General features: G+C 68.8%; 22 protein-coding genes. 12 read left to right on the forward strand and 10 right to left on the reverse strand.

From position 1 onward, the window contains the following. Positions 1–25: 25 nt before the first annotated feature. Positions 26–865, reverse strand: a complete 840-nt coding sequence (locus tag QGN30_RS03445; protein WP_136245113.1) for a tyrosine-protein phosphatase — start codon at positions 863–865, stop codon at positions 26–28. Then, the gene (locus QGN30_RS03450) at positions 858–2,078 is read right to left on the reverse strand and encodes an acyl-CoA dehydrogenase family protein (protein ID WP_009956638.1); all 1,221 of its coding nucleotides are present in this window, start codon (positions 2,076–2,078) and stop codon (positions 858–860) included. The genes QGN30_RS03445 and QGN30_RS03450 overlap by 8 nt, the downstream gene beginning before the upstream one ends. A 120-nt stretch (positions 2,079–2,198) precedes the next feature. Between QGN30_RS03450 and QGN30_RS03455 the strand changes: the two genes are divergently transcribed. The 4 genes from QGN30_RS03455 (at position 2,199) to QGN30_RS03470 (ending at position 5,747) form a co-directional block, all read left to right on the forward strand. Continuing rightward, entirely contained in the window at positions 2,199–2,660 is a 462-nt protein-coding gene (locus QGN30_RS03455) for a nuclear transport factor 2 family protein (protein WP_014943136.1), read from the forward strand. A gap of 244 nt (positions 2,661–2,904) precedes the next feature. Next, entirely contained in the window at positions 2,905–3,987 is a 1,083-nt protein-coding gene (locus tag QGN30_RS03460; protein WP_042913942.1) for a Re/Si-specific NAD(P)(+) transhydrogenase subunit alpha, read from the forward strand. Positions 3,988–3,996: 9 nt separating this feature from the next. After that, positions 3,997–4,326 (forward strand): NAD(P) transhydrogenase subunit alpha, encoded by a 330-nt coding sequence (locus tag QGN30_RS03465; RefSeq protein ID WP_248923282.1) that lies wholly within the window; start codon positions 3,997–3,999, stop codon positions 4,324–4,326. Beyond that, positions 4,323–5,747, forward strand: coding sequence for an NAD(P)(+) transhydrogenase (Re/Si-specific) subunit beta (locus QGN30_RS03470; RefSeq protein WP_009956633.1), 1,425 nt, complete (start codon positions 4,323–4,325; stop codon positions 5,745–5,747). The genes QGN30_RS03465 and QGN30_RS03470 overlap by 4 nt, the downstream gene beginning before the upstream one ends. A 24-nt stretch (positions 5,748–5,771) precedes the next feature. On the opposite strand, the gene QGN30_RS03475 is transcribed toward QGN30_RS03470, so the two are convergent. Then, a complete protein-coding gene (locus QGN30_RS03475) occupies positions 5,772–5,897 on the reverse strand; it encodes a hypothetical protein (protein ID WP_003874194.1) in 126 nt (41 codons plus the stop codon). A gap of 157 nt (positions 5,898–6,054) precedes the next feature. Between QGN30_RS03475 and QGN30_RS03480 the strand changes: the two genes are divergently transcribed. Further along, a complete protein-coding gene (locus tag QGN30_RS03480; RefSeq protein ID WP_008262031.1) occupies positions 6,055–6,690 on the forward strand; it encodes a TetR/AcrR family transcriptional regulator in 636 nt (211 codons plus the stop codon). Here the strand turns inward: QGN30_RS03480 and QGN30_RS03485 are convergent. Further along, positions 6,687–7,577, reverse strand: coding sequence for an alpha/beta hydrolase (locus QGN30_RS03485; RefSeq protein WP_038538119.1), 891 nt, complete (start codon positions 7,575–7,577; stop codon positions 6,687–6,689). The two genes, QGN30_RS03480 and QGN30_RS03485, sit on opposite strands and share 4 nt — an antisense overlap. Before the next feature lie 110 nt (positions 7,578–7,687). On the opposite strand from QGN30_RS03485, the gene QGN30_RS03490 reads away from it, so the two are divergent. From QGN30_RS03490 to QGN30_RS03500, 3 genes are read left to right on the forward strand one after another with little or no spacing between them, the layout of a single operon-like run. Further along, positions 7,688–8,788 carry an NAD(P)H-dependent amine dehydrogenase family protein gene (locus QGN30_RS03490; RefSeq protein WP_038538116.1) on the forward strand — a complete coding sequence of 367 codons (1,101 nt, stop codon included), beginning with the start codon at positions 7,688–7,690 and terminating at the stop codon, positions 8,786–8,788. A 16-nt stretch (positions 8,789–8,804) separates the two neighbouring features. Next, the gene (locus QGN30_RS03495; protein ID WP_009956630.1) at positions 8,805–9,548 is read left to right on the forward strand and encodes a glucose 1-dehydrogenase; all 744 of its coding nucleotides are present in this window, start codon (positions 8,805–8,807) and stop codon (positions 9,546–9,548) included. A gap of 21 nt (positions 9,549–9,569) precedes the next feature. Further along, complete coding sequence (locus QGN30_RS03500) at positions 9,570–10,910, forward strand: FAD-binding oxidoreductase (RefSeq protein WP_248923281.1); 1,341 nt, start codon at positions 9,570–9,572, stop codon at positions 10,908–10,910. Between the two features lie 72 nt (positions 10,911–10,982). Here the strand turns inward: QGN30_RS03500 and QGN30_RS03505 are convergent, their stop codons facing one another. The 4 genes from QGN30_RS03505 to QGN30_RS03520 all read right to left on the reverse strand — a co-directional run bounded on the left by QGN30_RS03505 (position 10,983) and on the right by QGN30_RS03520 (position 13,754). Continuing rightward, positions 10,983–11,531, reverse strand: a complete 549-nt coding sequence (locus tag QGN30_RS03505; RefSeq protein ID WP_009955708.1) for a TetR/AcrR family transcriptional regulator — start codon at positions 11,529–11,531, stop codon at positions 10,983–10,985. A gap of 15 nt (positions 11,532–11,546) precedes the next feature. Further along, positions 11,547–12,368 carry a thioesterase family protein gene (locus QGN30_RS03510; protein ID WP_009955710.1) on the reverse strand — a complete coding sequence of 274 codons (822 nt, stop codon included), beginning with the start codon at positions 12,366–12,368 and terminating at the stop codon, positions 11,547–11,549. An 18-nt stretch (positions 12,369–12,386) separates the two neighbouring features. Then, positions 12,387–13,205, reverse strand: a complete 819-nt coding sequence (locus tag QGN30_RS03515) for an SMP-30/gluconolactonase/LRE family protein (protein ID WP_248923280.1) — start codon at positions 13,203–13,205, stop codon at positions 12,387–12,389. A 72-nt stretch (positions 13,206–13,277) separates the two neighbouring features. After that, on the reverse strand, positions 13,278–13,754 hold the full coding sequence (locus tag QGN30_RS03520; RefSeq protein ID WP_248923279.1) for an SRPBCC family protein: 477 nt from the start codon (positions 13,752–13,754) through the stop codon (positions 13,278–13,280). 132 nt (positions 13,755–13,886) lie between these two features. Between QGN30_RS03520 and QGN30_RS03525 the strand changes: the two genes are divergently transcribed. Genes QGN30_RS03525 through QGN30_RS03535 form a run of 3 tightly spaced genes read left to right on the forward strand, consistent with a single transcriptional unit; the run spans position 13,887 to position 16,890 of the window. Beyond that, on the forward strand, positions 13,887–14,777 hold the full coding sequence (locus QGN30_RS03525; protein WP_020188396.1) for an acyl-CoA thioesterase: 891 nt from the start codon (positions 13,887–13,889) through the stop codon (positions 14,775–14,777). Between the two features lie 16 nt (positions 14,778–14,793). Continuing rightward, a complete protein-coding gene (locus QGN30_RS03530; RefSeq protein WP_014381471.1) occupies positions 14,794–15,714 on the forward strand; it encodes an LLM class F420-dependent oxidoreductase in 921 nt (306 codons plus the stop codon). Then, complete coding sequence (locus tag QGN30_RS03535; RefSeq protein WP_014381470.1) at positions 15,715–16,890, forward strand: acyl-CoA dehydrogenase family protein; 1,176 nt, start codon at positions 15,715–15,717, stop codon at positions 16,888–16,890. A gap of 55 nt (positions 16,891–16,945) precedes the next feature. Here QGN30_RS03535 and QGN30_RS03540 read toward each other — a convergent pair whose 3' ends face one another. Then, entirely contained in the window at positions 16,946–17,653 is a 708-nt protein-coding gene (locus QGN30_RS03540) for a DUF427 domain-containing protein (protein ID WP_014943130.1), read from the reverse strand. 149 nt (positions 17,654–17,802) lie between these two features. Next, positions 17,803–18,555, reverse strand: a complete 753-nt coding sequence (locus tag QGN30_RS03545) for an SDR family NAD(P)-dependent oxidoreductase (RefSeq protein WP_014381469.1) — start codon at positions 18,553–18,555, stop codon at positions 17,803–17,805. A 182-nt stretch (positions 18,556–18,737) separates the two neighbouring features. On the opposite strand from QGN30_RS03545, the gene QGN30_RS03550 reads away from it, so the two are divergent. Continuing rightward, the gene (locus QGN30_RS03550; RefSeq protein WP_326566389.1) at positions 18,738–19,907 is read left to right on the forward strand and encodes a CaiB/BaiF CoA transferase family protein; all 1,170 of its coding nucleotides are present in this window, start codon (positions 18,738–18,740) and stop codon (positions 19,905–19,907) included. Positions 19,908–20,003 lie beyond the last annotated feature (96 nt).

Below are 20,003 nucleotides of genomic sequence, written 5' to 3' on the forward strand. Positions count from 1 at the left end.
CCGGCCTTCCCGAGTGGTCGGCGGGTCAGGCGAGCAGCGCCTCGCGCAGGCGCTCCACGTCTGACTCGCTGACGCTCGCGGCGCGCAAGTAGGCGTCCAGCGACCCGAATTCCTCGTCGATGGTTTGGCGCGCGGCGGCCAGGTAGACCTCGCGGACCCCGAGCACGCCGTCGGACAGCCGCGCCTCGGTCCAGGTCACCACCTCCGGGGTCAGCTCGGCGTCCTGGCGCTGCGCGATCATCGCGGAGATCTGCGCCCGCAGGGCGGGCGCGGCGTCGTTGCTGCGCAGGAAGTCGGCCAGGATGGTGTCGCGGTCGATGCCGATCGCCTCCAGCACCGTCGCCACCACGAAGCCGGTGCGGTCCTTGCCGGCGAAGCAGTGCGTCAGCACCGAATGCCCGTCGGCCAGCAGCGAGATGACGCGGTGCAACGCCCGCTGCGCCCCGTTACGCGTTGGGAATTGGCGGTATTCGTCGATCATGTAGCGGGTGGCGGCCTCATCGACGGATTGGCCCGACTGCTCCGATTCCTCGACGCCCTCGCCGGTGAGCAGGCGCTGGAAGGCGTGTTCGTGCGGCGCCGCGTCGTCGGTCCCGGCGTCCTGCTCGCCGAGATCGGGGAAGGGCAACAGGTGCACCTCGACGCCGTCGGGAACCAGCCCCGGCCCGCGCCGCGCGACCTCGCGGGCCGCCCGCAGATCGGCGACGTCGGTGATGCCCAGCCGGCTCAGCGTCGCGCGGCCGTCGTCGTCGAGCCCGCTCAGTTCGCCGGAGCGGAACAGCCGCCCGGGTTTGAGCGCCGGTGCGCCGTCGGAGACGTCACGAAAGTTCCACGCGCCCGACAGTTCTCGCAACGCCTCAGTCATGCGCGGTGACCGCCGCGGCGAGCGCCGACTTTTCCCGGCCCAGCTCGGCGCGCGCGATGGTTCGCATGTGCACCTCGTCCGGGCCGTCGAAGATCCGCATGGCGCGGTGCCAGCCGTACAGGCGGGCCAGCACCGTGTCGTCGCTGACGCCAGCAGCCCCGTGCACCTGGATGGCGCGGTCGATGACGTCGCAGGCCACCTGCGGGGCCACCGCCTTGATCTGGGAGACCAGCAGGTGCGCGGCCTTGTTGCCGTGCTGGTCGATGGTCCACGCCGCCTTCTCGCACAGCAGCCGTGCCTGGTCGATCTCGTTGCGGGACTTGGCAATTGACTCCCGCACCACGCCCTGCTCGGCCAGCGGGCGGCCGAACGCCACCCGCTTTTGGGCCCGGTCGGACATCAGGGCCAGGGCGCGCTCGGCCCCGCCGAGCGCGCGCATGCAGTGGTGGATGCGGCCCGGCCCGAGCCGGGCCTGGGCGATCGCGAAGCCGCCGCCCTCTTCGCCGAGCAGGTTGGTGGCCGGCACACGCACGTTGTCGTAGACGATCTCGCAGTGGCCGTGCTGGTCCTGCCAGCCGAAGACCGGGGTGGAGCGCACCACCGTCACGCCGGGCGTGTCCATCGGCACCAACACCATCGACTGCTGCTGGTGGCTCGCGGCGTCGGGGTTGGTGCGGCCCATGACGATCAGGATCTTGCAGCGCGGGTCGGCCGCGCCCGACGTCCACCACTTGCGGCCGTTGATCACGTAGTCGGCGCCGTCGCGCACGATCGAGGTCTCGATGTTGCGGGCGTCGCTGCTGGCCACGGCCGGCTCCGTCATGGAGAAGGCGCTGCGGATCTCGCCGGCCAGCAACGGCTCCAGCCACTGCTTGCGCTGTTCCTCGGTGGCGAACAGGTGCAGCGTCTCCATGTTGCCGGTGTCGGGTGCCGCGCAGTTGAGCGCCTCGGGGGCGATCTCCAGGCTCCAGCCGGTGATCTCGGCCAGCGGCGCGTATTCGAGGTTGGTCAGGCCCGATTCGGCCGGCAGGAACAGGTTCCACAGGCCCTGCTGCTTGGCCTTGATCTTCAGTTCCTCGACGACGGGCGGAACCGTGTGGTCGCGCGGGCCGGCTTCGTGACGGAACTTGTCGTAGTCGGCCTCGGCCGGGAACACATACTCGGTCATGAAATCGGTCAGCCGCTTGTGGTAGTCGCTGGCCTTGGCCGACATCGCGAAGTCCATGCCCGTCACGATAGGTCACGCGCGACAAGGGGGCGCGAGCAGACGCACAAGCACCGCGACACGCCGTTGAGGAGGTGCTCGGGTGTCTGTTCGCGGCAGGATTGGGGCGTGACCGAATCCCGCCCCCCGTTCCCGCCGTTCACGCGGGAGACCGCGCTGCAGAAGGTGCAGGCGGCCGAGGATGCCTGGAACACCCGCGACCCGCACCGTGTCAGCCTGGCGTACACGGTCGATTCGCGGTGGCGAAACCGCGGCGAGCACATCGTGGGCCGCGACGAGATCGTGGCGTTCCTGACCCGCAAGTGGCAGCGCGAACTGGATTACGCGCTGCGCAAGGTTCTTTGGGACTTCCACGACAACCGCATCGCGGTCCGCTTCCAATACGAGTGCCGCGACCGGTCGGGGCAGTGGTATCGCAGCTACGGCAACGAGCTGTGGGAGTTCGCCGAGTCGGGGCTGATGGCCCGCCGCGAAGCCAGCATCAACGACGTGCCGATCGACGAATCGCAGCGACGCATCTTCGGGCCCCGCCCGTCGTCCGAACACGCCCACGACATCCCGCTCTGGTAGCGGCGGGCAACAACGACGCCTTGTGACCTCACAACGGTGTGGCCGCTACTGCATCGGCATGCGGCGGCGAACCATCGACCGGGAGTCGATCGCCCGTCGGCGGGGTATCCCGCCCCGGGTGGCCCAGAGCCGATCACCCATCCATGGCGGAACCTGGTTAAGGTAGCGAAGCGCGCGGCCGAGCCAGCGCCACGCCCATCGGCACGGACAGTACGTAAGAGTACGGAAAGTAGATGTACGCGCCATGACAGATGCGCAGACGACGGTAGGAGTGGTCTCCGAGTCCGGGGCCGACGAGCGGCGGGTCGCGCTGGTGCCGAAGGCGGTGGCGTCGCTGGTGGGCAGCGGCGTGGCGGTCGTGGTCGAGTCCGGCGCGGGCGAACGGGCGCTGCTGCCCGACGCGCTCTACACCGAGGCCGGCGCCACCATCGGGGACGCGTGGGCCGCCGACATCGTGGTCAAGGTCGCGCCGCCGACCGCGGACGAGGTCGGCAAGCTGCACAGCGGGCAGACGCTGATCGGCTTCCTGGCGCCGCGCAACGCCGAGAACTCGATCGGAGCTTTGAAGCAGGCGGGCGTGCAGGCGTTCGCGCTGGAGGCCATCCCGCGGATCTCGCGGGCGCAGGCGATGGACGCCTTGTCGTCGCAGGGCAACGTGGCCGGCTACAAGGCGGTGCTGCTGGCGGCCTCGGAGGCGACCCGGTTCTTCCCGATGCTGACGACGGCCGCCGGAACGGTGAAGCCGGCCACGGTGCTGGTGCTCGGGGTCGGGGTGGCCGGTCTGCAGGCGCTGGCGACGGCCAAGCGGCTCGGTGCCCGCACCACCGGTTACGACGTGCGGCCCGAGGTGGCCGATCAGGTGCGCTCGGTGGGCGCGCAATGGCTCGACATCGGGATCGACGCGGCCGGTGAGGGCGGATACGCCCGCGAGCTGACCGACGAGGAGCGCGCGCAGCAGCAGCAGGCGCTGGAGAAGGCCATCAGCGGTTTCGACGTCGTGATCACCACGGCGCTGGTCCCGGGCCGGCCCGCCCCGCGGTTGGTGACCGCCGCGGCCGTGGAGGCGATGAAGCCCGGCAGCGTGGTGGTGGACCTGGCCGGCGAGACCGGCGGCAACTGCGAGCTCACCGAACCCGGCAAGACGGTCGTCAAGCACGACGTCACCATCGCGTCGCCGCTGAACCTGCCGGCGACGATGCCCGAGCACGCCTCCGAGCTCTACAGCAAGAACATCACCGCTTTGCTGGACTTGCTGCTCACCGACGGCAAGCTGGCGCCGGACTTCGACGACGAGGTCATCGCGGACTCCTGTGTGACGCGGGACTGAGAGGACTACATGTACGACGAACTGTTGGCCAACGTGGCGATCCTGGTGCTGTCCGGGTTCGTCGGGTTCGCGGTCATCTCCAAGGTGCCCAACACGCTGCACACGCCGCTGATGTCGGGCACCAACGCCATCCACGGCATCGTGGTGCTGGGCGCGCTGGTGGTGTTCGGCTCGGTCGACCACCCCTCGCTGGCGGTGCAGATCATCCTGTTCGTGGCCGTCGTGTTCGGCACCCTGAACGTCATCGGCGGGTTCATCGTCACCGACCGGATGCTGGGCATGTTCAAGGGCAAGAAGAAACCGGTACCCGCCGCGAGTGAGGAGCCGGCCGCCAAATGAACTACTTGGTCATCGGCCTGTACATCATTTCGTTCGCCCTGTTCATCTACGGCCTGATGGGCCTGACCGGGCCCAAAACGGCGGTGCGGGGCAACCTGATCGCCGCGGTGGGCATGGCGATCGCGGTGGCCGCGACGCTGGTCAAGATCCGCCACACCGACCAATGGGTGCTGATCATCGCCGGCCTGGTGGTGGGCGTGGTGCTCGGTGTCCCGCCGGCGCGCTACACCAAGATGACGGCGATGCCGCAGCTGGTGGCGTTCTTCAACGGCGTCGGCGGCGGCACCGTCGCGCTGATCGCGCTGTCGGAATTCATTGAGACGCAAGGCTTTTCGGCGTTCCAGCACGGTGAGTCGCCGACCGTGCACATCGTGGTGGCGTCGTTGTTCGCCGCGGTCATCGGCTCGATCTCGTTCTGGGGATCGATCATCGCGTTCGGCAAGCTGCAGGAGATCATCTCGGGCGCACCGATCGGTTTCGGCAGGGCGCAGCAGCCGGTCAACCTGCTGCTGCTGGTCGCCGCGGTGGCCGCCGCGGTGGTGGTCGGGGTGCACGCCCATCCCGGCACCGGCGGGGCGTCCCTGTGGTGGATGATCGGGCTGCTGGCCGCGGCCGGCGTGCTGGGCCTGATGGTGGTGCTGCCCATCGGCGGCGCCGACATGCCGGTCGTCATCTCGCTGCTCAACGCGATGACGGGGTTGTCTGCCGCGGCCGCCGGTCTGGCGCTGAACAACACCGCGATGATCGTGGCCGGCATGATCGTCGGCGCGTCCGGCTCGATCCTGACGAACCTGATGGCCAAGGCCATGAACCGCTCGATCCCCGCGATCGTCGCCGGCGGCTTCGGCGGCGGCGGGGTGGCCCCCAGTGGCGACGGCGGGGGAGACAAGACCGTCAAGGCCACCTCGGCCGCGGACGCCGCGATCCAGATGGCCTACGCCAACCAGGTGATCGTGGTGCCGGGCTACGGCCTGGCCGTGGCGCAGGCGCAGCACGCGGTGAAGGACATGGCGGCCCTGCTGGAGGACAAGGGCGTGGAGGTCAAGTACGCCATCCACCCGGTCGCCGGCCGGATGCCCGGGCACATGAACGTGTTGCTGGCCGAGGCCGAGGTCGACTACGACGCCATGAAGGACATGGACGACATCAACGACGAGTTCGCGCGCACCGACGTCGCGATCGTCATCGGCGCCAACGACGTCACCAACCCGGCGGCCCGCAACGACGCGTCCAGCCCGATCTACGGCATGCCGATCCTCAACGTGGACAAGGCGAAGTCGGTGATCGTGCTGAAGCGGTCGATGAACTCCGGGTTCGCGGGTATCGACAACCCGCTGTTTTATGGCGAGGGCACCAGCATGCTGTTTGGCGACGCGAAGAAGTCGGTGACCGAGGTCGCCGAGGAACTCAAAGCGCTGTAAAGACTGCGGTCCTCCGCGCCGGGGCTAAACGGGCGGGTAGGCCGGCGGCGGGTACCCGTTGCCGTCGGTGACACCGCGCAAGCCCCAGGTGAGGTACCGCATGAAGAACTCGATCTCGTCGCTTCCGTCGTAATCCGGGCTCGGATCCATCGGTCCCACCTCTCGAATCTCGTTCGAAGAGGAGTCTAGTCGCATGCCCGTCGACGTGACACCCGGCGTTTTTGCTTAAACTGTCCAACCAGTTGATTGATAGTTATTCTTGGCCGAACCGGGCCTGGCCTGCCCGTACCGACGATAGTGAGAACAGATGCCCACCGACAGCGTCACACCCAATGGGCAAACGCGGCGCGAAGAGCTGCTGGCCGTCGCCACCAAGCTGTTCGCGGCGCGCGGCTATCACGGCACCCGGATGGACGACGTGGCCGACGTGATCGGCCTGAACAAGGCGACCGTCTACCACTATTACGCCAGCAAGTCGCTGATTCTGTTCGACATCTACCGCCAGGCCGCCGAGGGCACGCTGGCCGCCGTGCACGACGACCCGTCCTGGACCGCGCGCGAGGCGCTCTACCAGTACACCGTCCGGCTGCTGACCGGCATCGCCAGCGATCCCGAGCGCGCCGCGGTGTACTTCCAGGAGCAGCCCTACATCACCGAGTGGTTCACCAGCGAGCAGGTCGCCGAGGTCCGCGAGAAGGAAGCGCAGGTCTACCACCACGTGCACGGCCTGATCGACCGCGGGATCGCCAGCGGCGAGTTCTACCAGTGCGATTCGCACGTGCTGGCGCTGGGCTACATCGGCATGACGCTGGGTAGCTATCGCTGGCTGCGGCCCAGCGGGCGGCGCTCCGCCAAGGAGATCGCGGCGGAGTTCAGCACGGCGCTGCTGCGCGGACTGATCCGCGACGAGGCGATCCGCACGACGTCTCCGCTGGGTCCTTAACCGCGCAGGTGCTTGTCGAGGAACGCGAGCTGGTCGGCGACCACCCGCTCGAACGCGTCGTCGACGTAGATCGCGAAATGGCCCTCCGGATACAGCTTGACCTCGCCGCGGGGCGCTCTGGCCGCGTGGCGCAGCGTCGCCGCCGCGGGGGCCACCGAGTCGGCCTCGCACACGCAGAACAGGATCGGGCAACCGATCTTCGGTGTCAGGCGTCCCGGGCGATAGGTGAAGACCTGCAACGCGATTCGGGCGGCGACCTCGTTGCGTACGTCGGCGCCGTCGGGCACCAGCCGCAGGTAGCCCTCGTACGCGTCGGGCGTGTTCATCAACGCGACCTCGCCGGGCCGCCCCGCCGTCGCGACCATCACCGGTGGCCCGCCCCGCTTGCTCGCGAGCACGTCGCGCACCGCCCGCGCGGTGATGCGCGCGGTGATCAGAGGGTTGGTGATGGTGCGCGCGGACGCGATGCCGTCGGTGAAGGGGCACTGGGCGACGGCCGCGGCGATGCCCGGCAGCCGCGCCGCCGTCGCGATCACGTGACCGCCGGCAAAAGAGGTGCCCCACAACGCGATTCGAGCGGGATCGACACCCGGCAGGGTGCGCGCGTAGTCGACGGCCGCGGCCCAGTCGGCGAGCTGCATGCCGACGTCGAGGACCTGACGGGGCCGGCCCCCGCTGTCGCCGAAGTTGCGGTAGTCGAACACCAGGCACGCGTAGCCGGCCGCGCTGAAGCGTTCGGCGTAGGCGTCCAGGCGCATGCTCCGCACGGCGCCCAGGCCGTGGGCCATCACCAGCAGCGGCGCGGGGCCGTCGCCCGGCGGGCGGTAGAGCCAGGCGCTGATCAGGTCGTCGCCGGACGGGAACCGAAGGTCTTCGCGTGTGGTCATCAACGGTTGATTCTGCCCCCGCGGTCCACGGGCGGTCCGCAGGTATGCGCGCCCAAATTAATGGACTAGTGTCTAGAAACGTTTTGAGCGCTCAACGGACGGAGACTGTCATGGCGATCCGCGTCGCGCACGTCGGTACCGGCAACGTCGGTGGGCTGGCCCTCGCCGAACTGATCACCAACCCGCAGTTCGAGCTGACCGGGGTGTGCGTCTCCAACCCGGAAAAGGTGGGTATGGACGCGGGCGAGCTGTGCGGCGTCGGCCTGGACGCCGGCGTGGTGACGGGCGTCGCGGCCGTCGACGACCTGGACGCCATCATCGCCACCAAGCCCGAGTGCGTCGTCTACTGCGCGATGGGCGACACCAGGCTGCCCGAGGCCATGGCCGACGTCATGCGCATCCTGGCCGCCGGCATCAACGTCGTCGGATCCTCGCCGGGGCTGCTGCAGTACCCGTGGGGCGTGATGCCCGACAAATACATCGCCCGCGTGGAAGACGCTGCCAAGCAAGGCAATTCAAGTATCTTCATCAGCGGCGTCGACCCCGGGTTCGCCAACGACCTGATCCCGTTCGCGCTCGCCGGGACGTGTCAGCGCATCGAGCAGGTGCGCTGCATGGAGATTCACGACTACGCGTCCTACAACGGCACCGAGGTCATGGACTACATGGGATTCGCCAAGCCCATGGACGAGATCCCGATGCTGCTGCAGCCGGGCATCCTCAGCATCGCCTGGGGCACCGCGATCCGTCAGCTGGCGGCCGGCCTGGGCATCGAGGTCGACGAGATCACCGAGTCCTACCAGCGCGAGCCCGCGCCCGAGGACTTCGACATCGCGGTCGGCCACGTCGCCAAGGGGACCGTGGCCGTGCTGCAGTTCGAGATCCGCGGCATGGTCAAGGGCCACCCCGCCATCGTCATCGAGCACGTCACCCGGCTGCGGCCCGACCTGCGCCCGGACCTGCCCCAGCCCGCCGCGGGCGACGGCTCCTACCGCGTCGAGATCACCGGCGAACCCTCCTACGCGGTCGACATCATTCCCAGCAGCCGCAAGGGCGACCACAATCACGCCGCGATCGCGGGCGCCGCGGGCCGCGTCGTCAACGCCATCCCGGCGGTGATCGCGGCGCCCCCCGGCATCCGGACCACGCTCGACCTGCCGCTGGTCACCGGAAAAGGCCTTTACGCACCAAGCACTTTGGTGACCAGTTAATCGAAAGGAGACCCAGGTGGGTCGCGTTGACGGAAAAGTTGCACTGATCAGTGGCGCCGCCGGTGGGATGGGCGCCGAAGACGCGCGCCTGCTCGTCGAGGAGGGCGCCAAGGTTGTCATCGGCGACATCCTCGACGACCAGGGCAAGGCGCTGGCCGACGAGATCGGGGAATCCGCGCGCTATGTACACCTCGACGTCACCCAGCCCGACCAGTGGGAAGCCGCGGTCGCGACCGCGGTCGGCGAATTCGGCAAGCTCGACGTTTTGGTCAACAACGCCGGCACCGTCGCGCTCGGCCCGCTCAGGAGCTTCGATCTGGCCAAGTGGCAGAAGGTCATTGACGTCAATCTGACCGGAACATTCCTGGGCATGCGGGTGGCCGTCGACCCGATGATCGCGGCCGGCGGTGGCTCGATCATCAACGTGTCGTCGATCGAGGGCCTGCGCGGTGCGCCCATGGTGCACCCGTATGTCGCATCCAAGTGGGGAGTGCGGGGCCTGGCCAAGTCGGCCGCCCTGGAGCTGGCAAAGCACAACATCCGGGTCAACTCCATACACCCCGGCTTCATTCGCACCCCGATGACCAAGCATCTGCCCGAGGACATGGTGACCGTCCCGCTGGGCCGGCCCGGGCAAGTGCGGGAGGTCGCAACGTTCGTGCTGTTTTTGGCCAGCGACGAATCGTCGTATGCCACCGGCAGCGAGTTCGTCATGGACGGCGGCCTGATCACCGACGTGAACCACAAGGACTTGTTCTAGTGCGGTGCTATAACCGCAATCATGCTGCGTAGGCTGGCCGGCCTGGTCGGATCGAATCACGTCGTCACCGACCCCGACGTGCTGGCGGCGCGCAGCGTCGACCACACCGGCCGCTACCGCGGGCGGGCGAGCGCGCTGGTGCGGCCCGGCTCGGCCGAGCAGGTCGCCGAGGTGCTGCGGGTGTGCCGCGACGCCGGCGCGCACGTGACGGTGCAGGGCGGCCGGACCTCGCTGGTGGCCGGCACCGTCCCCGAACACGACGACGTGTTGCTGTCCACCGAGCGGCTGCACGCCATCGGTGACGTCGACACCGTCGAGAGCCGCATCGAGGTCGGCGCCGGAGCCACCCTGGCCGCGGTGCAACGGGCCGCGGCCGCGGCCAATCTCGTGTTCGGTGTGGACCTGTCCGCCCGCGACACGGCGACCGTCGGCGGCATGGCGTCGACCAACGCCGGCGGCCTGCGCACCGTCCGGTACGGCAACATGGGTGAGCAGGTGATCGGCGTCCAGGTCGCGCTGCCCGACGGCTCGCTGCTGCGCCGCCACAGCCGGGTGCGCCGGGACAACACCGGCTATGACCTTCCGGCGCTGTTCGTGGGCGCCGAGGGCACGCTCGGCGTCATCACCGGGCTGGATCTGCGGCTGCACGCCATCCCCCCGCACCGGGTGACCGCCATCTGCGGATTCGCCGACCTCGACGCGCTGGTTTCCGCCGGCCGGATCTTCCGCGACGTGGACGGCATCGCGGCCCTGGAATTGATCGACGGCCGGGCCGCCGCGCTGACCCGCGAGCATCGCGGCGTGGGGGCCCCCGTCACCGGGGACTGGCTGCTGCTGGTGGAGTTGGCCGCCGACCACGACCAGACCGAGCGCCTCGCCGGCCTGCTCGAGAACGTGCCCATGTGCGGCGAACCGGCGGTGGGCGTGGATCTTGCCGCGCAGCAACGGTTGTGGCAGGTGCGCGAATCACTGGCCGAGGTGCTCGGCGTGTACGGGCCGCCGCTGAAGTTCGACGTGTCGCTGCCGCTGTCGGCGATCAGCGAATTCGAAAGGCACGCCGTCGAATTGGTCAGCACCCACGCCCCCGGGGCGCTGCCGGTGCTGTTCGGGCATATCGGCGAGGGTAACCTGCACCTGAACGTATTGCGTTGCCCGGGCGAGCAAGAGCGGCACCTCTATGAGCCGATGATGGACCTCATCGCCCGCTGTGGCGGCAACGTCAGCTCCGAGCACGGCGTCGGCAGCCGCAAGCGGCCCTACCTCGGCATGTCACGCGAACCCGCCGACATCGCCGCGATGCGCACCCTCAAGGCGGCGCTGGACCCGACCGGCTACCTCAACGCCGCGGTGCTGTTCGAGTAGCGCGCCTTCGCGAGCCTCTCGTTACCGACGCTGCTACTCGGGAAACGCGCTGCCAGTTACAGTTTCGCGGGGCTAGGACGAGCCCTTGATGCCGACCGCGTGGCGCAGCTGCGCCAGAAACTGGTCGGCGTCGTCGCTGCGCACGATGTAGTGCGAGATCGCGATCCGGATCACCGTCGCCGCCTTCACCGCGGAGTTGGGCCCGGGCAGGTGCCGCTGCAAGCCCTCGCGCATCTGCGGGATCACCCACGAGAACTGGGCGATGGTGTGCTCGGGCTCGACGTCGACCATGCGCACGCCGGAGTACGAATGCTGGTAATCGACGATGAACCGCAGCACGGCGTCGAGCTTGTCCACGCCCTTGAGGCCCGCGGTGGCCTTCACGAGGCCGCTTTCGAAGATCTGTCGCTCGTAGGCCGAAAACGCCGACAGCAACTCCTCTTTGGACGCGAACCAGCGGTACAGCGTCGGGCGGGAGACGCCCGCCTGGGTGGCCACGTCGGACAGGCTCAGCTTGGTCTTGCCGTTGCGGCCGAGCACCTCGGCGGTGGCCGCCAGAATGCGCTGACGGGTCGAGGTGTCAGTGTCGGCGATCGTCGTCGCCCGGATCGGGTGGCTCATGTTTTCGCCTCCACGTTAGGCCCGAGGCGGGCGCCGGCGCACCAGCACCGACTGCTGGATGGCGCCGACCGCGCCCTGTTCGTCGAACAATGTGCCGATCGTCGTCCCGATCCCGTCCGGCCCGTAACTGGTTTCCGCCCTGATCCCGATCCAATCACCATCGGGGACACGAAACACGTGCACGGCCAGATCGGTGTTGAGGAAGGTCCATTTGGTGATGTCCAGCTTGCTGCCGATGCCGTTGGCGCAGTCGGCGACCGCGAACAGCCGTTCCAGCTGGGTCATGGGCTCGCCGTTGACCAGGTCGACGGTCGGGTTGATCCACGATTCGCCCGGGCCTTCGCTCAGCGGCTCGGTCAGCCACAGCCACTCGAGGCTGTGCACGTAGTTGCGGTCCCAGTCCTTGGCCTTGAGGTTGCGGTCGTGGGCCTCGGCCCTCGGCCGGGGCAGGGGAGCCGCGGCGTGCGCGAGCTCCTCGGTGTCCTGGTGCTGCAACCGCCAACCGGTGGCGCGCGCCACCGGCCGGGGCGCGCCGTCGGGACCCGGCGCCAGCATCTCGGCGCTGACGAGTTCGATCTGCTTGCCGGGCCGTTGCACCTGCGAGCGGACCCACAGGTCGCCCTCGGCCGGTACCCCGCCCAGCAGGTCGATCACGACCCGGGACAGGCGGGTGTCGTCGCGCTGTTCGCAGCGCTCCAGCGCCCGGACCAGCAGCCCCGACACCGGACCACCGTGCTGGATCGCCGCCGACCAGGTGCCGCGCGCCAGGTCGGTCGCCCGGAACTTCTCGCCCGGCGCGTCGGCCGGGTCGATCAGCTCGTAGTAGGCGTCGGTCATCGTCAACCTCTTCGGGGGTCAGGGCAGGCCGGCGCCGGGAGTGGTCACCGTGACGGCGTCCAGCCGGGAAAGCCGGGTGCCGGCCAGGCGCTGAGGATAGGCGTCCGTGCTCGACAACAGAAACAGGGTGCGGCGCTGCGGGCCGCCGAGGGCGCAGGCGATGGCGACCCGGTCGCCCATGTCGATCCGGTCGGTCACGTTCCCGCCGGCCACGATCCGCTCGAACTGGTGGGCCAGGGTCATCGACGTCCACACCCCGCCCTCGGCGTCGAGCGCGATGCCGTCGGGCGGCCCGTCCAGGCCGTCGGCGAAGATCCGGCGGTCGGTCAGCCCACCGTCGCCGCCGATCGAAAACGCGGTCAGCCGCCGGCCCGTTGACTCGGCGACGATCAGCGTCTCGCGGTCCGGGGTGATCACCATCCCGTTGGGGAAGTCGAGATCCTCGGCGACGACGGTCGCGCTGTCGTCGGGGTCGAGGCGGACGATGACGCCGCCGCGCAGCGCCTGGCATCCGATGTAGGCGCGGCCCACGTCGTCGATGACCATGTCACCGAGGTTGGCCGGCGCCACGTCGGCGAGATCGGCGATGGTGGCGACGCTTTCGCCGTCGTAGCGCAGCACCCGCCGGTCCTCGGTCGACGCGATCAGCAGCGAGCCGTCGGGACGGAAACCCAAGCCCGACGGCGAGTGCCCGGGCAGCGGCAGCGTGGTCAGCGAGCCCCCCATGGTCGAGGTGTGGACCGCCTCGCCTAGCATGTCGGAGAACCACAGCAGGCCCTCGAACCAGCGCGGCCCCTCGCCGAAGCAGAACCCGTTGGCCAGCGGCTCGGGGATCATCCGCTCATGCCTTTGGCCAACCTTCCGCTTTACAAAACACCGAAAAAGTGTCACGCACCGCGGGTACCGGTGTCAATCTGCCGACCGGGCGAGTTCTCGTGCGACGGCCTCGTGGTAGGCGTCGATCTTCGCCGGGTTGGCCTGGATGAAGAGCTGATCGGGCAGGGGCGCGTGCTTGTACGCCTCGATCGTCATGGTCCGGGAGAACAGCGTGACGTCCTGGCCCGGCCGGGTGAAGCGGTACGACACGGTGATCCTGCCCTCCATGCCGCCGTTCCCGTCGCGGTCATGGCCCAGGCTGCCGATCGAGGTGAACACGAACAGCGTCGGCCGCACGGCGGCGGCCAGCTGCCAGCGGAAGATCCGGTCGCCGTCGGGCCCCGCTTCCTCCCAGGTGTCACCCACCTTGAGGGGTAGGTCGGGCAACCCGCCGATGTGCGCGCTGCCGGGGTAGGTCTTGGTCCAGTTCAACGGGTTGGTGACGAAGTCGTAGACGGTCTCGGCGGACTGCGTGAACGCGGTCTCCGAAGTGGTGGTCACGATGCCCAATGGCGTTGCCTCCCTGCGCTTTTCGTCGGCGGGCTGGTCCGCCGGGCCGCGGTCTTGTTAGCCAAGCTTTACAAATCCTACTCAAAGTGTCACGCTGAGCCCTGAGCTGCTAGCGCGAGAGGTGGAGCGGATTTGACGAAAGCTTCCGAGGAGTCTCAGCAGACCGAGTGGACGGTGCAAGGCCTGCTGGATCTGTTTGACGTGCAGGCCGACGGGCAGGACCGGTTCACCGGCGAGACCGGCATCGCCGGCGGCGACGAACGTCAGGTGGTGGAGGGCACCCAGGTGCTCGCCCAGGCGATTGTCGCGGTGGCCAAACGATTCCCGGACAAGTCGGTGCGCTCGGCGCACGCGGTGTTCTCCCGAGCCGTGACCGTCGGCCCGCCGATCGAGCTGATCCTCGACGTCGTGGCCGAGGGCCGGTCCACCGCCACCGCCGTCGTGGCCGTGCACCAGAACGGCCGCCGGTGCCTGAGCATCACGGTGCTGGCCGACGTCCCGACCGCGGACGTCATCCGTCACCACCTGCCGCGCCCCGAGGTGGCCGCGCCGGCCGACGCCAACCCCTCACCGATGCCGATGGTCGGCCGCGAGCTGCGCCTGGTGGACGTCGTCGACGTCAACAGCCCCGACGAGGTCGGCCCGCCGGAGCTCTACGCGTGGCTGCACTACGACCCCATCCCGACCCGCGACGACCTGGCCAAGGCGCTGCTGGCGTACTTCACCGGCCACCTGGGGATCTCCACCACCATGCGCGCGCACGAGGGCATCGGCACCGCCCAGGCGCACCTGACCGTGTCCACCGCGCCGATGAGCATCTCGGTCGCCTTCCACGAGCCGGCGCGCTGGAGCGGCTGGCTGCTCTACACCCACGAGAGCACCCAGGTGGGCGCGGGAATGTCGTACGTGCGCGGCACCGTGCACGCCGAGGAGGGGGAGCTGCTGGCGTCGTTCTCCCAGGAGGCGCTGATCCGCCCGCTGCGGACCAGCGACACCGCGATCGATTCCCGCGCGCGTTTCTGACGGCTGGAAAAGTCAGATGCGCTTCACCATCACCCACCCGATGCACAGCCATCCCTACAACCCGGAATTGGTGAGTGGGGACGGCATCGGCAAGGTGGCCGCGGCCACCGAAGCGGCCGGGATCCACGGCTTCGGCTTCACCGATCACCCCGCGCCGTCGCAGCGGTGGCTGGACGCGGGCGGGCATGACGCGTTAGACCCTTTCGTCGCACTGGGTTTCGCCGCCGCCACCACCTCCACCCTGCGGCTGATCCCCAACATCGTCGTGCTGCCGTACCGAAACCCGTTCGTGGTGGCCAAGTCCGGCGCCACCCTGGATCTGCTATCCGGCGGCCGCTTCACCCTCGCGGTGGGCGTGGGCTACCTCAAGCGCGAGTTCGCGGCGCTGGGCGTCAGCTACGACGAGCGCGCCGAGTTGTTCGAGGAAGCGCTGCAGGTGATCCGGGCCGTCTGGACCGAAGACGACATCTCCTTTGAGGGCAAGCACTTCAGCGCGCGCGGCATCACCGCGCATCCCCGGCCGCTGAGCAGCCCGCACCCGCCGATCTGGATCGGCGGCAACACCACCGCGTCGCGCCAGCGGGTGGCACAGTACGGCGACGGCTGGTGCCCGTTTCCCGCCCCGCCCCAGTTGGCGCAGACCGCCGGCACGGCCACCATCGATTCGGTGCAAAAGCTCGCCGAGGGCATCGAGGACCTGCGACGCAGATGCGATGCGGCGGGCCGGGATTGGTCGGCGATCGACATCACCTTCACCAACTTCGAGGGCGGCAGCCCCGCCGATGACGCGTTCAACGCCGACGCGTACCTCGACGGCCTGGACAGGCTGGCGAAGCTGGGGGTGACGTGGGTCAGTGTCCACCTGCCCGGCGACAGCATGACGCACGCACTCGAGACCCTCGACCGTTTCCGCACCCTCGTGATCGACGCGGCCTGAATGGACTTCTCCCGCGTCGCGCTCTCACCCGAGGACCAGGATTTCTACGATCAGTTCCGGGAGTTCATCGCCGAGCACGTCACCGATGAGGTGCGGCGGCGTGACCGGGAGACCGGTGAAAACTTCAGTGAACCGGTGCATTTGGCGTTGGGCGAAGCCGGTTATCTGGAATCGGACTGGAAGCTGGAGTCCGAGGGCGGCTTCAATCCGGTGCGCCGCCGGATCTTTCACCTCGAGATCGGTCGCGCCCACGCCCCGTGGTTCCACTGGGGCACCACGGCGGTCGTCGCGCGGTTGGTGCAGCAGTTCGGGGCGCCCGAACTCGTCGACGCGGTGCTGCCGGGCGTGCTGTCCGGTGAGATCCGGCTCTGCCTGGGCTACACCGAACCCGAGGGCGGCTCCGACGTCGCCACCTGCAAGACGCGCGCCGTGCGCGACGGCGATGCGTGGGTCATCAACGGGTCCAAGATGTTCACCTCGAACGCGCAGAACGCCAAGTACGTCTTCCTGCTCACCAACACCGATCCGCAGGGACCCAAGCACAAGAACCTGACCATGTTTCTGGTGCCGCTGGATTCGGAGGGCATCGAGATCCAGGGCATCCGCACGCTGGATGGTGACCGCACCAACATCGTGTACTACAGCGACGTGCGGGTCGATGACCTCTACCGGATCGGCGAGGTCAACGGCGGCTGGACGGTGATGCGGTTCGCCCTCGACGCCGAACACGGCATCACCGAGGTCCAAGACCATGGCCTGCAGAACATTTCGATGCTCTCCGAACACGGCCAGCTGATGGCCGAGGCGGCCGACGGAGTCGCGGCCATCCTGGCCACGCCCGACGCCGACGGGCGCCGCCCGATCGACGACGAGGCGACGAAATACCGCCTCGGGCGCGCCATGGCTCGGATCGAGGCGGCCATGTCGACTCCCGGGATGTACGGGCGCGTGGGCCTCATCCAGACCATGCGGGAGGTCTCCCAGGAATTGATGGACCTGCTGGGGACGGCCTCGGCATTGCCCACCGACACAACGGGTTCCGCGGACGACGGTGCCATCGAGTTCATCTTCCGCCACGGCGTGCCCGCCGGAATCTACGGCGGCACCATGGAGGTGTTCCGCAACATGATCGCCCAGCACGAGCTGGGGCTCGGGCGTCCCAGCTACGGCCGCTGACTTTTGCCGCGAGAGTGTCACCACCGACGGTGGCACCCGGGAGATGCGTTGCCAGTTACACTCTCGCGGGATCGCGGGGGCCACCGGGCAGCTCGGCGAGCACGTCGGCGCGGGTGTCGTCGAAGCTGAGGAATCCCTTGATCGGCAGGCTTTCCGGCGGCGGATCGGGATAACACCAGGCGACGTCCTCGACGACGCGCTCACCCGAGACCAACGACCAATACGTCGCAAAGCCCTTGTAGTTGCAGTAACTCGACGTCTCGGAGCGCACCAGCAGATCGGTGCGCACGTGCGCCGGGTCGACATACAACCTCGGCTCGAGCGCCGTCTCGAAGAGGATCGTCGTGTCGTCGGTGTCGACCAGCGTGGTGCCGCCGACGCGGACGCGCAGGCGGCGCTGCGTCGGACGGCAGTCGACGCGGTGATACGGATTGGGCGGATAGTGCACGAGTTTGCGCCCCTCCTCGAACCACGTGTCCACCGCGTCCCAGGGAACGTGAACGAAACCGGGGGCCTCCGGCTCGGGCTCATTCGGCAGGTCGCCGACGTCGTCGGGCGCGAAGACGTAGCTCAGCGGTCGGCCCCGCCGGTGCACCATCAGCGCCCGCTCTGTGTCGATCACCAGCCGCCCGTCCTTGACCGCCTGCACGCGCCGGGGATGCGGCTCGACGTACACAATCCCTTCTGGCCCGTCGGGTATCGCGGGCGAGAAGCGCCCCGCCGGATCGCTGCTGAGCGGTCCCCGCCCGGCCACCAGAGTCATGCGTTCCTCCCGGTTGCAACCACTCATCTAGCTCCCGCGTAGGCCATTGTGGTGCACACCGGCCTCGATCCGACAGACCCGGTTAGGGCGGGAGCCCGACCGCAGCGCGGCCGAGTAAGCGTGGCGGCATTCGGATTCGTGATTGCGAGTCAGGATGTGACGGGATCTCCGGGTGCGAGCAGGGCCGCGTACTGCTGCTCGAGCAGCTTGGCGACGCCCACCTGCCAGCGCTGCGCCAACGAACGCGACATCGGGTCGGGAAAGATCTCGTCGTCGCCGTTCTCCAGCCCGTCGAAGATGCCTTGTGCCACGGATTGCGTTGAGGCCTTGGGGATGTCGAGGCCTCGGGTCATGTCGGTGTCGACGGGACCGGTCAGCACCGCATGAACCCGCACGCCCCGCCCGGCCAGGATGACACGCAGCGATTGCGTGAGGGAGAACGCCGCGGCCTTGGAGATCGAATACGCCGGGATCAGCGGCAACGGCGCCAGGGCGTTCACCGACAGGTTGTTGACGATCGATCCCCCGGATCGCGTCAGCATCGGCAGGAAGGCCTGAATCACGTCGTACGTGCCGAGCAGATTCACCGCAAGGTGCGTCCGCAGTGCGGAGGCGTCGCCGAGATCGTCGTACACCGCCAGGCCGGCGTTGTTGACCAGGACATCGAGCGAGTCGACCCTGGCCACGGCCCGCCGAATCTGCGCGGGGTCGGTGATGTCGAGGGCCAGCGGTGTCACGCGGGAATCGCCGTTGCCGGCCAAGGCCTTCCGGGTGCCGACGTACACCCGTCGGGCGCCCCGGCGTAAGGCCTCCGCGACCAGCGCGGCGCCGATGCCACGATTTCCCCCGGTGATCAGCACCGTCCTGCATGAGATTGTGGCCACGATGACGGCCTCCTTCATTGATTGGTGTCGGATTGGGCAGGCCGCATAGGTGAGGTGGCTTGCCGCGGCCAGTCGTTGCGCGACGCCCGCATGTATTCCGATACACGGGGCCACCCAGATTCATCGGCGGGCAGATCAGAACGGCGAACCGGATGACCCGGTGGCAACGGGCGGCCGGCGCAGGGAGTAGGAACTTACGCATGGCGGGACCGGTGGAAGGCGTCAAGGTCGTCGAACTCGGGGTGTGGGTGGCCGGACCGGCCGCCGGCGGCATCCTGGCGGACTGGGGCGCCGACGTGATCAAGATCGAGCCGCCGACGGGCGACCCGGCGCGCATGTTCGGCCGCATGCTGGGCTGCGACATGGGCCTCAACCCGCCCTTCGAAATGGACAACCGCTCCAAGCGCAGCGTGGTCCTCAATCTCGGCACCGACGCGGGCCGCGCCACCGCGTTCGAATTGCTCGCCGGCGCAGACGTTTTCCTGACCAACGTGCGACCCGGCGCGCTGCAGCGTCTGGGGCTGGACTTCGAGTCGGTGTCGGCGGCCAACCCCCGCCTGGTCTACGGGCTCATCACCGGGTATGGCGAAAACGGGCCGGACGCCGATCGCGCCGCCTTCGACGTGGCCGCGTTCTGGTCCCGGGCCGGGGTGGCCCACCTGCTCACCCGGCCAGGCGAGACGCCCCCGTTTCAGCGCGGCGGCATGGGCGACCACTCCGCCGGGATGACGATGGCCGCGGCGGTGTGCGCGGCGCTGCTGGCGCGCGAACGCACCGGGGCGGGCCAGCTGGTGACCACCTCGCTGTACCGGCAGGGCGCCTACACCGTGAGCTTCGACCTGAACACCTATCTGATGAGCGGCCAGCCGATCGCGATCGGGCAGCGCGAATCGATGGGCAACCCGTGCATGAACAACTACGCCGCCCAAGACGGGCGCCGGTTCTGGATCGTCGGCCTGGAGCCCGAGCGGCACTGGCCGGCGCTGTGCCGCGCGGTGGGACGGCCCGAATGGCGCGACGACCCGCGGTTCGCCGATGCCCGATCCCGTGCGGCCAACTCGGCGGCGCTGATTGCCGCCCTGGACGAGATCTTCGCGACGCGCCCGCTCGACGAATGGGCGCAGGTCTTCGCCGGCGAACCGGATTTCTTCTGGTCACCGGTCAACACCCTCGAGGACGTCGTGGCCGACGAGCAGTTCCACGCCGCGGGTGGCATCGTCGACGTGCCCGACGGGGAGGCGGCCGTGCCGATGGTGGCCACGCCCGCGGATTTTCACGGCACCCCCTGGGCACCGCGTTCTGCGGCACCAGAACTCGGGCAGCACACCGAGGAAGTCCTGGCCGACCTCGAGGCGCGCCGCGGTTCGTAACGGCCCGCGAGGACCTTTACAAATTTCGCCGGAAGTGTCACGCTGTCCGGTGAGTCGCTTCACCCGACGCGTGCAGCGGCTCCAGCCCTTGAGAAA

This window comes from Mycobacterium sp. 3-98, assembly GCF_035918355.1.
Classification (GTDB): Bacteria; Actinomycetota; Actinomycetes; order Mycobacteriales; family Mycobacteriaceae; genus Mycobacterium; species Mycobacterium intracellulare.

What these genes read in the sequence shown, in the direction of transcription:
- QGN30_RS03445 (WP_136245113.1), bottom strand. Translation starts at nt 865, where the DNA reads ATGACTGAGGCGTTGCGAGAACTGTCGGGCGCGTGGAACTTTCGTGAC.
- QGN30_RS03450 (WP_009956638.1), bottom strand. Translation starts at nt 2,078, where the DNA reads ATGTCGGCCAAGGCCAGCGACTACCACAAGCGGCTGACCGATTTCATG.
- QGN30_RS03460 (WP_042913942.1), top strand. Translation starts at nt 2,905, where the DNA reads ATGACAGATGCGCAGACGACGGTAGGAGTGGTCTCCGAGTCCGGGGCC.
- QGN30_RS03465 (WP_248923282.1), top strand. Translation starts at nt 3,997, where the DNA reads ATGTACGACGAACTGTTGGCCAACGTGGCGATCCTGGTGCTGTCCGGG.
- QGN30_RS03470 (WP_009956633.1), top strand. Translation starts at nt 4,323, where the DNA reads ATGAACTACTTGGTCATCGGCCTGTACATCATTTCGTTCGCCCTGTTC.
- QGN30_RS03475 (WP_003874194.1), bottom strand. Translation starts at nt 5,897, where the DNA reads ATGGATCCGAGCCCGGATTACGACGGAAGCGACGAGATCGAGTTCTTC.
- QGN30_RS03480 (WP_008262031.1), top strand. Translation starts at nt 6,055, where the DNA reads ATGCCCACCGACAGCGTCACACCCAATGGGCAAACGCGGCGCGAAGAG.
- QGN30_RS03485 (WP_038538119.1), bottom strand. Translation starts at nt 7,577, where the DNA reads ATGACCACACGCGAAGACCTTCGGTTCCCGTCCGGCGACGACCTGATC.
- QGN30_RS03490 (WP_038538116.1), top strand. Translation starts at nt 7,688, where the DNA reads ATGGCGATCCGCGTCGCGCACGTCGGTACCGGCAACGTCGGTGGGCTG.
- QGN30_RS03500 (WP_248923281.1), top strand. Translation starts at nt 9,570, where the DNA reads ATGCTGCGTAGGCTGGCCGGCCTGGTCGGATCGAATCACGTCGTCACC.
- QGN30_RS03505 (WP_009955708.1), bottom strand. Translation starts at nt 11,531, where the DNA reads ATGAGCCACCCGATCCGGGCGACGACGATCGCCGACACTGACACCTCG.
- QGN30_RS03510 (WP_009955710.1), bottom strand. Translation starts at nt 12,368, where the DNA reads ATGACCGACGCCTACTACGAGCTGATCGACCCGGCCGACGCGCCGGGC.
- QGN30_RS03515 (WP_248923280.1), bottom strand. Translation starts at nt 13,205, where the DNA reads ATGATCCCCGAGCCGCTGGCCAACGGGTTCTGCTTCGGCGAGGGGCCG.
- QGN30_RS03530 (WP_014381471.1), top strand. Translation starts at nt 14,794, where the DNA reads ATGCGCTTCACCATCACCCACCCGATGCACAGCCATCCCTACAACCCG.
- QGN30_RS03535 (WP_014381470.1), top strand. Translation starts at nt 15,715, where the DNA reads ATGGACTTCTCCCGCGTCGCGCTCTCACCCGAGGACCAGGATTTCTAC.
- QGN30_RS03540 (WP_014943130.1), bottom strand. Translation starts at nt 17,653, where the DNA reads ATGACTCTGGTGGCCGGGCGGGGACCGCTCAGCAGCGATCCGGCGGGG.
- QGN30_RS03545 (WP_014381469.1), bottom strand. Translation starts at nt 18,555, where the DNA reads ATGAAGGAGGCCGTCATCGTGGCCACAATCTCATGCAGGACGGTGCTG.
- QGN30_RS03550 (WP_326566389.1), top strand. Translation starts at nt 18,738, where the DNA reads ATGGCGGGACCGGTGGAAGGCGTCAAGGTCGTCGAACTCGGGGTGTGG.